This is a genomic window from Novosphingobium sp. BL-S-19, from assembly GCF_055521675.1.
In genome coordinates, this window is record NZ_CM145497.1 from 1,400,059 (window position 1) to 1,413,732 (window position 13,674).

The 13,674-nt window shown below is 62.4% G+C and carries 12 protein-coding genes and 1 pseudogene; 8 read left to right on the forward strand and 5 right to left on the reverse strand.

Going from position 1 to position 13,674, the window contains the following annotated elements; all coding sequences use genetic code 11:
- Window positions 1-257 precede the first annotated feature (257 nt).
- From ACZ1JV_RS05995 to ACZ1JV_RS06025, 7 genes are all read left to right on the forward strand, one after another.
- Entirely contained in the window at window positions 258-764 is a 507-nt protein-coding gene (locus ACZ1JV_RS05995; RefSeq protein WP_465148771.1) for a sigma-70 family RNA polymerase sigma factor, read from the forward strand.
- Between the two features lie 138 nt (window positions 765-902).
- On the forward strand, window positions 903-1,925 hold the full coding sequence (locus tag ACZ1JV_RS06000; RefSeq protein WP_465148772.1) for a FecR family protein: 1,023 nt from the start codon (window positions 903-905) through the stop codon (window positions 1,923-1,925).
- 235 nt (window positions 1,926-2,160) lie between these two features.
- Window positions 2,161-4,578 (forward strand): TonB-dependent siderophore receptor, encoded by a 2,418-nt coding sequence (locus tag ACZ1JV_RS06005; RefSeq protein ID WP_465148773.1) that lies wholly within the window; start codon window positions 2,161-2,163, stop codon window positions 4,576-4,578.
- A 7-nt stretch (window positions 4,579-4,585) separates the two neighbouring features.
- The gene (locus ACZ1JV_RS06010) at window positions 4,586-5,638 is read left to right on the forward strand and encodes a PepSY-associated TM helix domain-containing protein (protein WP_465148774.1); all 1,053 of its coding nucleotides are present in this window, start codon (window positions 4,586-4,588) and stop codon (window positions 5,636-5,638) included.
- A complete protein-coding gene (locus ACZ1JV_RS06015; RefSeq protein ID WP_465148775.1) occupies window positions 5,635-5,868 on the forward strand; it encodes a hypothetical protein in 234 nt (77 codons plus the stop codon). The genes ACZ1JV_RS06010 and ACZ1JV_RS06015 overlap by 4 nt, the downstream gene beginning before the upstream one ends.
- Window positions 5,858-6,568 (forward strand): energy transducer TonB family protein, encoded by a 711-nt coding sequence (locus ACZ1JV_RS06020; protein ID WP_465148776.1) that lies wholly within the window; start codon window positions 5,858-5,860, stop codon window positions 6,566-6,568. Before ACZ1JV_RS06015 ends, ACZ1JV_RS06020 begins: the two co-directional genes overlap by 11 nt.
- 210 nt (window positions 6,569-6,778) lie before the next feature.
- Entirely contained in the window at window positions 6,779-8,890 is a 2,112-nt protein-coding gene (locus tag ACZ1JV_RS06025; RefSeq protein WP_465148777.1) for a TonB-dependent siderophore receptor, read from the forward strand.
- Window positions 8,891-9,050: 160 nt separating this feature from the next.
- On the opposite strand, the pseudogene ACZ1JV_RS06030 reads toward ACZ1JV_RS06025, so the two are convergent.
- The 5 genes and pseudogenes from ACZ1JV_RS06030 to ACZ1JV_RS06050 form a co-directional block, all read right to left on the reverse strand.
- Window positions 9,051-9,193: pseudogene (locus tag ACZ1JV_RS06030) on the reverse strand (integrase); the annotation flags it as partial.
- A gap of 8 nt (window positions 9,194-9,201) precedes the next feature.
- On the reverse strand, window positions 9,202-9,663 hold the full coding sequence (locus ACZ1JV_RS06035; protein WP_465148778.1) for a nuclear transport factor 2 family protein: 462 nt from the start codon (window positions 9,661-9,663) through the stop codon (window positions 9,202-9,204).
- Between the two features lie 33 nt (window positions 9,664-9,696).
- On the reverse strand, window positions 9,697-10,437 hold the full coding sequence (gene mddA, locus ACZ1JV_RS06040) for a methanethiol S-methyltransferase (RefSeq protein ID WP_465148779.1): 741 nt from the start codon (window positions 10,435-10,437) through the stop codon (window positions 9,697-9,699).
- A 56-nt stretch (window positions 10,438-10,493) separates the two neighbouring features.
- The gene (locus tag ACZ1JV_RS06045; protein ID WP_465148780.1) at window positions 10,494-10,619 is read right to left on the reverse strand and encodes a hypothetical protein; all 126 of its coding nucleotides are present in this window, start codon (window positions 10,617-10,619) and stop codon (window positions 10,494-10,496) included.
- Window positions 10,620-10,632: 13 nt separating this feature from the next.
- Window positions 10,633-10,905 (reverse strand): DUF4242 domain-containing protein, encoded by a 273-nt coding sequence (locus ACZ1JV_RS06050; RefSeq protein ID WP_465148781.1) that lies wholly within the window; start codon window positions 10,903-10,905, stop codon window positions 10,633-10,635.
- A 147-nt stretch (window positions 10,906-11,052) separates the two neighbouring features.
- Here ACZ1JV_RS06050 and ACZ1JV_RS06055 point away from each other — a divergent pair, with 147 nt between their 5' ends.
- Window positions 11,053-13,611: a helix-turn-helix transcriptional regulator gene (locus ACZ1JV_RS06055; protein WP_465148782.1), complete on the forward strand. Its 2,559-nt coding sequence runs from the start codon at window positions 11,053-11,055 to the stop codon at window positions 13,609-13,611.
- The last annotated feature ends 63 nt before the right edge of the window (window positions 13,612-13,674 follow it).

The window sequence follows — 13,674 nt, forward strand, 5'->3', positions numbered from 1 at the left end:
CAGGGCCTTGAGTTATCATCTGTCAGCTACGCTACCTGCGACACCGTCGTGAGGAAAGGGCGTCAGGTGACAGTGCAACGCCTGCCGAGAGATGCAACATGACGGGCGCTTTCAGAAAGACCGATATGGGCGCGTTGCCGACCGGCTGCTAACGCGAGAATAGTGGATTGCAGCAGGGGCCTCGCTTGGTTACATGCGAATCATTCGCAAATTTGAGCGGGCATTGTGGTGCGACTTTGAAGCTGGAAGAGAAGCAGATGTCGCAGCGCAAGGTCATAACCGACGTCGTTATCGAGCATCGCGACGAGCTGATGAAGTATGCCGGCGCGGTCAGCGGAGATGCGGACGGGGCGGAAGACCTTGTGCAGGAGGCATGGCTGCGGCTGGACCACACGGCGCAACTGCAGGAGGTGGAGAAGCCCGTCCACCTTCTCTGGCGGGTGCTGCGCAATCTCTCGATCGATCGCAGCCGTAGGATCGCCCGCGAAGGGCGCGTGGCAGCGGCTGCAGACGACCGCGGCCTTGTCGACGTGCCGGACGATCAGCCGTGGGTGGAAGACGCGCTGATCGCACGCGACGAATTGGTCAGAATTCAGCACGTTCTTGATGGGTTGGACAGCCGGACGCGCGCCGCTTTCGAAATGCATCGCTTCGAAGGCGCGAAGCTGCGTGAAATTGCCGCTCGGCTCGGTATTTCAGTGACCGTGGCGCACGGCCTGGTAGCCTCCGCCCTGCGACAGATACGCGCCGCGATTCAGCCCTGATTCCGATCGATGGGTGTCTTGCGCGAAAAACACCTCCCTTCGTGCGTCTGTTGGGTAAGAGGATGGAGATTGCCCGCTTGAATGGGCATGACGATCGTCGAAGGCCGATGGACAATGGAAAGGGGCGATAGAGCAGGAATGACGGGCACTATCCCCGACGATGCCGCGCGGCAGGCCGATGATGAGGCGGTGGAGTGGGTCATCCTGCTGCGTGAGGGGGGCGATGACCCCGAAACGCGCGCACGTTTCGAGCATTGGCTGGGGGCCTCCACGCTCCATGCTGAGGCTTGGGCAGCCACGGCCCATGCCTATGACCGGGCGGGCGATGCACGGCCTGCTTATGCACCTCCCGTCCGCGCCGCCGAGCCACGCCCGGTGCTTCCGAGGGGGCCTTTCTCCTTTCGGCGACGAGGCCGCCGGATCCAAGCGCGCCGTCGATGGAAGCTTCGTGCCCCGCATGTCGCTATGGCTGCTGCGGCGGCTTGCCTTATGCTGGCGGTGGCGCCGTCTATCATGCTTCGCATCCGGGCCGATTATCACACCGGAACGGCTGAACTGGCGCATGCGCGGTTGGCCGACGGGAGCATGGCGCATCTCGCGCCGGGCAGTGCGATTGCGGTATCCTTCAGCGGCAATCGCCGGGAAATCCGGCTGCTGAAAGGAGAGGCGTGGTTCGAAGTACGGCACGATCCCGCGCGCCCCTTCTACGTTGACGCGAACGGGGTAACGACTACGGACATCGGCACTGCGTTCGATGTGCGGCTGGATGCCCTTGGCACGACAACGCAGGTATCCAACGGCCGGGTTCGCGTGGCCTATGCGGCGCGGCCGCCGGTATCGGAACACCTGGCTGCGGGCGATACCGTGCGAGTGGGCTTCGATGGCACCGTCGCGCGCAGCACGATGCCGCCGGCGCAGATAGCCGCCTGGCGCAATCGCCAGATCATCGTCCGCGACCGCCCGGCGACCGACGTGATCGACGCACTGCGGCCTTGGTTTGCAGGCATCATCATTGCGCGCGGTGACGGGTTCACGCGCCAGCGTGTGACGGGCGTTTACAACGCGGCCGATCCGGTGGAGGCGCTGCGGGGGCTGACACAGGCCTACGGCGGTTCCGTGCAGATGATCTCACCGTGGCTGATCGTCGTCTCACCCGACTGAACATGCCAGCTTACCTTCGAAAATAGGCCGGAAAATCGATTTTATCGATCCTTCCCGAAAAATCTCGTTCGGCTGCGTCTATTCGAATGAGAGGCGTTATTGCGACGCATGAGCGAAATGCCTCCGATCAAAGATCGTTACGAAGGAGGCATTTTTGGTGGTTCAGGGTGGGTTCGCCGGACGGAGTGGGTCGCGGAAGGACAAATCGCGCAGGGTCGCACTGGCTGCGCTGTTGATGACGGCAGGATCGGTGGTCATTGCCACGGCGGCTTCGGCACAGGCTCAGGACGATGTGCGCAGCTTCGATATTCCGGCGCAGCCGCTTGGAGATGCCCTGACGGCGTTCGGTCAGCAATCCGGGCTTCAGGTCAGCGCGCAGGCCCCCTTGCTGGCAGGGCGGACATCGCAGGCAGTAAAGGGATCGCTTTCGCGGATGCAGGCGCTGAGCCGGTTGCTCGTCGGCACGGGGCTGACGTTCCGGATGGTGGGGACGACGGTCTCGCTGGAAGCCGTGCCGCAGGCTGCCGACGGGACGGTACAACTCGGCCCGGTACGGGTGGAGGAAACGGGCGGAACGCAGAGCGCCGCCAATGCCGACGCCACCGACCCGCAACGCCCGACCGGTCCCGGCGACGGCTACGTGGCGACACGCAGCCTGACTGCGACCAAGACCGACACGCCGATTGTGCGCACGCCGCAGGCCATTTCGGTCGTCACCAGTGCCCAGATCGCCGCACAGGCAGCACAGAGCGTGCCGCAGGCGCTGCGTTACACCTCCGGCGTTCAGGCCGAGCAACGCGGCGTCAACACCGATGGCGAGGAGTACGTTTTCGGTCGCGGCTTTCGGTTGGAGGAGTATCTCGACGGTCTGATCCTGCCTGACGTTTCCTACAACATCGCTTCCTATGAGCCCTACAATCTTGAGCGCGTGGAAGTGCTGCATGGCCCCGCCTCGGTGCTGTTCGGGCAGGCCTATCCAGGCGGCATCGTCAATCTGGTGAGCAAGCGCCCCACCGCCGATCCGCTGCATGAAGTGCAGATTTCGGCCGGGAGCTGGAACCGATTCCAGGGTGCGTTCGATCTTGGCGGACCGCTGGATGCCGGGGGAGACGTGCTCTATCGCCTGACCGGTCTGGCCCGTCACAGCGACTCCCAGGTCGATCATGTCGAGACTGAGCGCTATTCGTTGGCGCCCGCCGTCACCGTCCACATCGACAAGGACACCGACCTTACCGTGCTGGGCAACGTGCAGTACGATCCCAAGGCCGGCTATTACAATTTCGTGCCGTCGCAGGGCACGGTCACTGCCAATCCCAACGGCAAGGTCTCTACCAGCCTCGACATCGGTGATCCGTCGTTCGACCGGCACAGTCGCACGCAGTGGGGGCTGGGCTATATGCTGGAGCATCGCATTGGCGAGACGTGGACGCTGCGCCAGAACCTGCGTTACACGCATATCCGCGACAAACTGGACAATGTCTTCACCTACGGCTTCCAGTCCGACTTGCGCACGCTGAACCGCTATACCTTCACCCACCACGAAAGCCTGGGGCAGGTCGCCGTGGACAATCAGGCCCAGGCGAAGTTTTCGACTGGCGCGCTGGAGCACACGCTGCTTGTCGGGCTCGATTATCGCCGGATCGACTACGAAGAGCGCTATGGCTCGGACTTCGTCGGGCAGCCGACGCTCGACGCTTTCGCGCCAGTCTACGGCCAGACATTCACGATGCCGGCCTACTCGGGCGACGAGAACGTGGGGCAAGACCAGCTCGGCCTCTATGCGCAGGACCAGATCCACGTCGGAAACCTCGATGTGCTGGCCGGTTTGCGACAGGATTGGGCGGGCTCCACGGATCACGAGCGGATCGGCGGCCAAATCACCAAGCAGAACGACAGCAAGCTGACCGGACGGATCGGTGCGGTCTACAGCTTCGCGGCCGGCATTTCGCCCTATGTGAGCTACGCCACTTCGTTCCAGCCGACCGTTGGTACGACCTATGACGATTCGGCATTCCGTCCGACCACCGGCGAGCAGTACGAGGCGGGCCTGAAGTACCAGCCTGCCGGCCTGAATGCATTCGCCACCGTTTCTGTCTTCCATCTCACGCAGCAGAACGTGACGACGCCGGATCCCGATCCGACGCACACCGGATTCAGCGTACAGACTGGCGAAATCCGTTCGCGCGGCGTGGAATTCGAATTGCATGCCCATCCGGTGCCGCAACTCGGCCTGATCGCCAGCTACACCTACCTCGACAACAAAGTGACCAAGAGCAACGACACCGACAATGCCTTCGGCAACAATCTGGGCAAGCGGCCGTTCGGCGTGCCGCGCCATCAGGCATCCGGCTGGGCCGACTATACGTTCGACGGGGGGCGGTTCTCCGGTCTGACCTTGGGCACCGGCGTGCGCTATGTCGGATCGACCTATGGAGACAGCCTAAACACCTTCAAGGTGAAAGCCAGCACGCTTGTCGATGCCATGGCCAGCATTGACCTGTCGGGCATGGGAGAAGCCCTTGAGGGCTGGAAACTGAGCGTCAACGCCAGCAACCTTCTGGACAAGCGCTACGTCGCCTATTGCCAGAACGCCTCGCTTTGCGCTTTCGGCCTGCGGCGCACGGTACTGGGTTCGCTGGCCTACCGCTGGTGACGGCCTGGTGAGGTTCCGTAGACTACAGGCCTGGTCGATCGTTCACCGATGGTCGGGCCTGGCCTGCACGGCGTTCCTGTTGATGCTCTGCCTGACCGGCCTGCCGCTGATCTTCCACGACGAGATCGACGCGGCAAGTGGCAGGTTGGTCGTGCCTCCTGCAGGAGAACATGGGCCGGCGGCTTCGCTGGACCGGATCACGGGCAGTGCCGATGGCGCGGTGCAGGCGATCTACTGGAAGGACGAGGAGCCCGGCGTCGTTCACCTCGTTACCGCGAAGGCGGGCGATACGGCGTTCGACGCGCGAACCGCGCTGCCGCTTCGCGCGCCGTCGGCCGGGCCGGATGTGATGGGCGCCGTGCTCATGCTGCACAGCCGCCTCTTCGCGGGGCTCGTCGGATACTTCGTTCTTGGTGCTTCGGGGCTGCTGGCTTTGCTGGCGATCGTCTCCGGCGTGGTGCTCTACGGACCGTTCACGCGTCATTTGCGGTTCGGAGAGATCAGGCACACCCGGCCTCTGCGGGTAAGGATGCTGGATCATCACAACCTGCTGGGCGTGGCCACGGCGGCATGGCTGGCAGTGGTGGCGGTGACCGGCACGATCAACACATTGGAAGAACCGCTCTTTGCGGTCTGGCGGGCTGCTCGCATGACGGATGGGGGTGTCCCGGTGCAAGCGGGCGGCGGGGTCTCGGCGGAACAAGCGCTCGTCGCTGCCCGCCGCGCAGCGCCTGACCTCATCCCCAACAGCATGGTCCTGCCGGGATCACCGGTCGGAAGTCCCGGCTACGTGACCGTGTGGATGCATGGCGGTTCCCCGCTGACCGGGCGGCTCTACCGGCCGGTCATGGTCGATGTCCTCTCCGGACACGCCCGATTGGATCGTGATTTTCCGTGGTATCTGAATGCCCTAAACATCGCACGTCCGTTGCATTTCGGTGACTATGGCGGGTTGCCACTCAAAATTCTCTGGGCACTGTTCGATCTGGTGACGATCGCGGTGCTGGTTACGGGGCTTTACCTCTGGTTCGGCAAGCAGAAGGCGGGAAGGCCGGGATGAAAGTGCAGGATGCATCCAGGTATCGGCAGTGGTACTGGCCGGTCGCCTTGGCCGGATTGACCCTGTTCGGGCTGCTGGCGGCGCTTTTTGGCGGCGATGGAGAGGGAGGAAACGTGTGGCGGGCGCTGTCATGGATCGCTCTTGCGGTTCCGCTCTCGGTGAGTGCGCGACACATGATGCCACCCACGATGCATCGGCGGGCGAGCAGGGGCGACAACGATGGCTTCTGATGCGCCGATCGAACGAGGGGGATATCGCCCCGCTGCAATGGGCCGCTTCTATGGACTGATCGGAACCGTCGTAATCTATGCGCTCGTCGCGGCGGGTTTCCTGATCGCGGTCTCCGTGGTCACGGCGAGGCCTCCCGCTACTTCGGCCCTGGCAGTGGTGAACCTGAGGGCCGCGGCATCTCCTCCGGAGAAGACGCCCGAGAAGCAGGAGGCCCCGAAGCCGATCGAAAACAAGCCGACGCCGGCGGCCCCATCGAAAGCGCAGCCCCCGATTCCGGTTGCCATACCCATTCTGACGGTTCCCCAGCCTGCCTCAATTGCGACCAGGCCGGCTGACCCGGCCCCCCAGCAGTCCCAGGCAGCGGCGCCAAAAACACTTCCCGCGCCGCCGGCCCCGCAGGTTTCCAGCAATGCCCCCGATTCGTGGGAGGGCCGCGTGCTGGCGGCCCTCAACGCGCATCGCCACTATCCGGCCATGGCCAAGTCGCGCAGGCAGCAGGGGGTGCCTTACGTGCGCTTCGTGATGGACAAGGAGGGCAGAGTGCTTTCCTGCCGGCTTGAACGAAGTTCAGGATTTCCGGATCTGGATCGCGAAGCGCTTTCCTTGCCAAAACGCGCCCAGCCCCTGCCAAAGCCGCCAGCCGAACGTGGTGGCGAGACGGTGGAGCTCGTCGTGCCGGTCGAATTCCTGCTTGGCTGACAGGGATGAGGGCAAAATCGCGTGGACCGAGAAAGTCCGCTTGAGAAGGCCGAGTTCTGCTCTTGAACCGAGGCCGCCCGTTGCAGCGTTGTCAGGGGAGTTTCGCCCTGCTGCCGCGAACGCGATATCGAAATATACGGGCATCTTGCGGTTGATTCGCATTAGCGAGCGTTTTACTGCGCTTTCACCGATGGGGAGGAATTGGAATTGTTGGCTCGGACGTTTTTCACTTTCGCCATACCTACACTGATCGCCGTCCCGGCCTACGCCGCTGAGGCTCCGAACGCCGATGACAAGGCGCAGCCCAGAACGGATATCATTGTCACAGGCGCTCGGTCCAAGCAGGTGGACCTCAATGAGAGTTCCTCGGCCACGGGCCTCGACCTTTCGATCCGTGAAACGCCCCAGTCGGTAACAGTTGTCGATCGGCAGCGGATCGACGACTTCGCGCTGACGAATGTCAACGACCTGCTCGAACAAACGGTTGGTGTAACCGTCCAGCGCAATGAAACCGACCGCACGGAATACAGCTCCCGAGGCTTTGACATCACCAATTTCCAGGTGGACGGCATCGGCCTTCCTCTGCTTGGCGCGGTGGATGGCGATCTCGATACGATCCTGTACGAACGGGTCGAGATCGTGCGCGGTGCGAACGCGATCATGACCGGTGTCGGCAATCCGTCCGCCACCGTGAACTATTTGCGCAAACGCCCGACCGCGACGTTTCAGGCAAACGCTTCTGCCTATGCGGGATCGTTCGACATGTGGCGCCTGGAAGGCGACGTCTCAGGCCCGATAAACGCCAGCGGAACGCTGCGGGCCCGCGTCATCGCCGCGCACGAGGAACGCAATTCCTATCTGGATTACAACCAGGTCAATCGCACCGTCGTAGGCGGTTCGGTTGCTCTGGACATTACGCCGGAACTTACCGCCACGGTTGGGTACACGCGGCAGGAAAACAAGGCCGATGGCATCCTGTGGGGTGCTCTGCCGCTGGTTTACAGCGACGGCACGCGCATAGCCTATCCACGTTCGGCCAGCACCTCGGCGCCGTGGACTTACGCCAATGTCCTGAATGAGAGCGCATTCGGGGAACTGACCTACAAGTTCGGCGGCGACTGGTCTGTGCGCGGCGTCTTCACGTACAACAACAACGATTCCCATGCGAAGCGGCTCTATGCCTCGGGTACGCCGGATCCGGAGACCGGCCTTGGCATTGTCGGAAGCACCGGCATCTATCCCAGCCAGAACAAGCAATACCTGATCGACGGCTATGCATCGGGCAGTGTCGAACTGTTCGGACGCAGCCATCAACTCGCTTTCGGCGTGTCCAACGGCTGGCTCCGCAGCAGCGAGTACGAAAGCTTTTCGGATGCCGAAATCGATTATGGCGATATCCGCCAGCTCAGTTCCTTCGTGCCGCCGGAACCCGATTTTCCCGAGATCGAGCTTCAGGGACGCGAGCGCAATCGGCTGACGCGGGTCTACGGCGCCATCCACCTTAATTTCACCGATAGGCTGAAGGGTGTGGCCGGTGCTTCCGCCGTTTGGCTGAAGACGACGGGTTTCTCCTACGGATCCGATCTGGCGCGGGACGATCACAAGGTCAGCCCCTATGCAGGCCTCCTGTTCGATCTCACCCGCAATCTCACGCTCTACGCGAGCTATACGGATATCTATTCGCCGCAAAGCCAGGTCGATATCGACAATCGCCGGCTCTCCCCCGCGAAAGGCACCTCTCTGGAAGCCGGCCTCAAGGGGAGCTGGTTGGACAACCGCCTCTCGGCCACGGCGGCCATCTTCAAGGCCAAGCAGCGCGGCCTCGCCAGCTATCTCGGCACATTCGACGGGACGGATGGCCCCCTTGGGCTCGATTACTACGAGGCGCTGGATACGACCTCCAAAGGTTTCGAGGTCGAGGTTTCCGGGCGCGTCACGGACCATTGGCTGCTGAGCGGCGGTTTCACCCACCTCAAGATCGAAGACGACCAGGGCCTGCGGACCCAGAACCAGATCCCGCGCGACAGCTTCAAGCTGGCCGCAACTTACGAGGTGCCGGAATGGCGCGACCTCAAGCTTGGCGCACAGTTCCGCTACCAGAGCGCGATCAGCGCGACTGACGACAGCGCGGGGCTTCCGATTTCTCAGAAGGGTTACGCCGTGGTGGATGCCCTTGCAGGCATCAAGGTGGTCGATCACGTCCAGGCCAGCATCAACGTGCGCAACCTGACCAACACAAAGTATCTCAACTCGTTGGCATGGGGCCAGGCATTTTACGCAGCCCCGCGCAGCGTGATCGGCACTATTCGGTTCGATTACTAGCCCAGGCATGCGGCCTTAGCGCCCGGTCATAAGATCCGGGCCGATCATAGCGTCAAGGACCGGCGGCTCTTGGGATTTAATGGTGCGACCAATACATGATCGGATTGGGGCGCCTTGCTGTCGATCTGGCTCCTCGTCGGGACGGGGGGAGCCAGTCGCCTCAGATTTCCGTGCTTTCCGCGAGGGTGAGGACATCCTCAACGTCCACACCCAGATGACGAACGGTATTTTCGATCTTTGTGTGCGCAAGAAGGCGCGTAAATTGCCAGTGGCCTTGTAGATGATTGATGCCCTGGTTCGTCGGCTGTGCACTATTCGACTTTCACCCGGATGCGCGTAATCCGTGTCGTCTTGATCTGCCAGGCTTCGCCGAACTTGACGTAGGTTTCGTGGTAGAAGCCATAGCCAGTCAACCGCGAGAATGCGCCACCAGCCGGGAAGAACATCCGGTCGGTGAAAGACCAGATGCCGGTTGCCGTATGGGGGCCGGTGATCTCGATTTCCGACTGATGGCCCTGATGCACGCTGACGATGCCGAGCCGCGCCATTCCGTCCGATACCCACTGATCGCGACCGCGAAGCGTCACGTTCATCGAAGGAAGGTAATCCACCCCGGATTGCGGATCGATACAGCATCCGTGATAATCGAGTGCGCAATCCTCAGCCAGGACTGATCGGACCAGATCGCCATCGCATAGGTCGACACCGCGCCAATAGCGCGCCTTGGCCTGCCTGATCGCCTCAATCGCGGCACACCGTTCTATTTCGGTCATGCTGTCTCCCGGCTTTTTGTTTTCCAGCGCAAACTACTCTTTTCGCCGAATTATCCGAGGCAGCAACATACCCGTGCGCTGACGATAGCGAATATATGCCTCTCCGAAAGTTTCGATCAGGTCGTGCTCCTCGAACCGGATCGCAAAAAGCATGAACACCGACATCCCGATCGCGAGAAGAAGATGGCCCGCGGTCATTGTCGGCGCCGCCCAAAAAGCCAGGAAAAAACCCAGGTAAAGCGGATGTCGCACCACCCGGTACAGCCAGGGTGTATACAAAGACGGAGAGGCTTCGATCCTGTTGCACCAGTAGTTCCAGGCTTGTTTTAGTCCGAAGAGTTCGAAGTGACTGATGAGGAAAGTGCTGACGAGCACCAGCAGCCAACCGGCGACGAACAGGGCCCACAGGATCGCAGCCGCAGCGCCGTCGGTGGCCCAGACGACGCCCGGAATGGGGCGCCACCCGGCAAACAGAAGGATCAAAGCGGCACTCGCGGCAACCACATACACGCTCCGCTCAATGGGTGAGGGCACCAGTTGGGTCCACCACCGCTTGAACCACGGCCGCGCCATGATGCTGTGCTGGAGCGCGAAAACGAGAATGAGTGCCAGATCGAGTGACGCGGCGGCGAGCGCGGGTCTTGCAGCGCCGCCGTGGTCCACGCCATGCGGAACGATCGGAAGCCCGCTGAGAAAGGCGATCAGATAGAGGAAAGTCGCCAGAAACACGGCATAAGCGATGCCGCTGAAGGCAAGGATAGCGATACGCTTCATGGTATTGCTCCCATCCCGCGGCGGTGGCAGCCGGTCTGGGCTGCCACCGCGCAAGATTACACAACCGTACCGGTCGAAAGATAGATCACCAGCCGATTCAGCGATGAAAACTGGATCAGCGTGCAGCATGCGGCGAAAGCGAGCGCCTTCGAGCGGCCCTTCAGGGCTGACAGCCATATCATGGGAACCTCCACGTCAAAAATAGAAGAAGGGATCGAGCACCCGGACCTCGGTTATCCGGTTGACGGGCAAACCGTTGCGGTCCGCCGCGATCTGGATCGCCTCGGGATCGGGCGCGTCGTAGACGCAGAAAGAGTTCTGCTTGTCGGCGGACACGAAGCTCTGGATCCAGTTCACGCCGTCCACGGCGTTTTGGTCCATAACGCCCATGCAGGCACCGGCACCGTCCGCATTGCACGGGATGTGGAGCCCGGTGGGAAAGGTCCGTTCGACGATATAGCGGGGCATTGGCATTCTCCTTGTGCTTGGTTAGCCCGCACAAGATCGCCGGCTTCGTACCTTCCCGCATCGGCCGCATTCCCTATTTTGCAGTTCCCGATTCCCCATTTTGGCTTCCCTATTTCCGGCTCGCGGCTTTCCCCGTAAAAATGGCGAATGCTGCTCGAACGAGACGACATCGTGGCGCAACTGGACGGGCTGGCGGCCGAGGCCGTCGGCGGCCACGGCTGCGTCGTCTTCCTTGTGGGCGAAGCGGGTATCGGGAAGACGAGTGTGCTGCGCGCGATTGCCGATAGGCTTGGCGCGCGGATCAGATTGCTATGGTCCGCCTGTGAAGACCTGACCACGGCCGAGGCGATGACATTGCTTCGCGAATTGTCCGTAGTCGACAACAGTGCAGTCGACTACGCAGCCGCCAGCGGGGCCCGTCTGTCCCTGTTCGCGGATACGCTGGACCGCCTCTCAAAAACACCGACCATGCTGCTGATCGAGGATCTGCACTGGGCCGATGATGCCAGTATCGATTTCGTACGCTACATCGGCCGGCGGATTGCCGATCTGCCTCTCATGCTGATCATCTCCTCGCGCAACGAAGATCAGGACGCGCGAAACCGTCTGGCCAGGGCGGCAAACGATCTGTCGCCGACAATCCGCCACCGCTTCGATCTTCCTCGCCTGTCTCCCGTTGCTGTGGGTGAGTTGGCGGCATCCCGGGGGCTGATCGGCTCCGCGATCCATGAGGCGACCGGAGGCAACCCGCTACTCGTCACCGAACTTCTGGCAGCAGGCGGCAAGCGTTCCGCTTCGATCGACGATATCGTGATCGGCCGGGCCGATCGTCTCGACGAAGCGGCGCGCGGCTTCCTCGACTATTGCTCGATCATGCCACGGCGCATCTCGCTTGAGCAGATTGGCGCCGCCGAGGTTCCAGACGCGATAATCGCGGCCTGTACCGAGATCGGGCTATTGCTGGCCGACGGAACCGGCCTCGCATTCCGCCACGAAATCACGCGCCGGGTGATCGAGGATGCGGTTTCGCCGCAGCGCCGTGCGCAGTTGCATCGCCGGGAGCTGTCGCGGCTCGATCAGGCCGGCGCCAGTGCTGCGCGCCGGCTGCACCATGCAATCGGCGCGGGGGACCGACCGCGGATAGAGGAACTGGCACCGCTCGTTGCCGCCCAGGCCTCAAGTCTGGGGGCACACCGGGAAGCCGCTGACGCCTGGGCAGCGCTCTTTGAGGGCGAATGCGCGGGCGGTGATCCTCGTCAGTTCGAACGATATGCTTTCGAATTGCACGTGACGGGCGAGATGGATCTGGCAATTGCTTGGCAACAGCGAGCCTTGGCGATCCATACGGATGCCGGTGACACCTTGCGCCAAGGCGACTGCCTTCGCTTCCTGTCGCGGCTCCATTACCTGAACGGACAGCGCAGTCAGGCGGACGACAAGGGGGCGCAAGCTGTCGCCATACTCGCCGACCATGCGACCACACCGGAACTGGCACTGGCTTATGCGAACCTTGCGCATCTGGCGATGTTGGCGGACGATGCGGTGGAGGCGGTGCGCTGGAGCGAACAGGCAATCCCGATCACCCGGCAGCTTGGCCGCGATGACATTCTGGCAACCGTGCTCAACAATTACGGCACGGCGATCCAATACGAGGAATTCGATCGCGGTCTCGACTTGCTCGACCAAAGTATTGCGCTGGGCCTCAGTTCGGCGAGCGAAGAACACGTCGCGCGCGCCTACACGAACAAGAGCTGGTCGCTGATGCAAGCTCGCCACCTGGCCAAGGCGGTCGCGGTTCTGGACGAAGGCATTGAATATTGCCGCGAGCGCGATCTGCAGACATGGGCAGACTATATGACCGGCGCCCAAGCGCTGACCTTGCTCGACCTCGGCCGCTGGGACGAGGCCGAACGTCTGGCCCGCTCTGTGGTGATCGATCGCAGCAACACCCACCTCATGCGCAATCCCGCAGTGCGGGCACTGTCCCTTCTGCGGATCCGGCGCGGAGACGATGATCCCGATACCCTCATCGCTGAACTGCGTGCGCACATGGAAAACGGCCGTGAGGCACCGCGTTTTGTGGGTATGGCATTGATCGTGGCAGAGCGCGCCTGGACCTGCGACGACGGCAAAGACGAGGTGCTGACCCTACTGGATATGGCTGCGAACCTGGCCAATGCCACCGGCTCTCCCTGGGATCGCGCTGCCTTGTGGGCCTGGCGTGTGCGGCTGGGTGCCTCGGTTCCGCCGCCCGCTGGACTGGTCGGTTGCTATGCCGCTCTGGCCGCTGGAGAGATTGCCGACGCGGCCGCCGCCTGCCGCGCACAGGCGATGCCATTCGAAGAAGCCATGATATTGATTGCAGGGGATCAGGAGCAGGTCGCCGCCGGGCTGGCGCTCCTTGATCGGCTGGGGGCGACGGCAACGGCGATCCGTGCACGCGCAGCCCTTGGCGCGCGGGGGCAGCGCCACGGGGTGCGCGGCCCCCGCAATTCCACGCGCGCCAACAGCTTCGGTCTGACCCGCCGCGAACTCGACGTGCTGCATGCCATCGACAAGGGATGGACCAACAAGGAGATCGGCGAACGCCTCTTCATTTCAGCCAAGACAGTCGATCATCACGTCTCGGCGATCCTAGGCAAGATAGATGCCAAAACCAGAGGCGAAGCGACGGCAATAGCCAGATCGCGCGGGCTTTTCGATTAGGCCGCCACGATGCCGGCCTTCGAATTATCATGGCGCGGTACCGTTATTGGCCGAAAAATGACC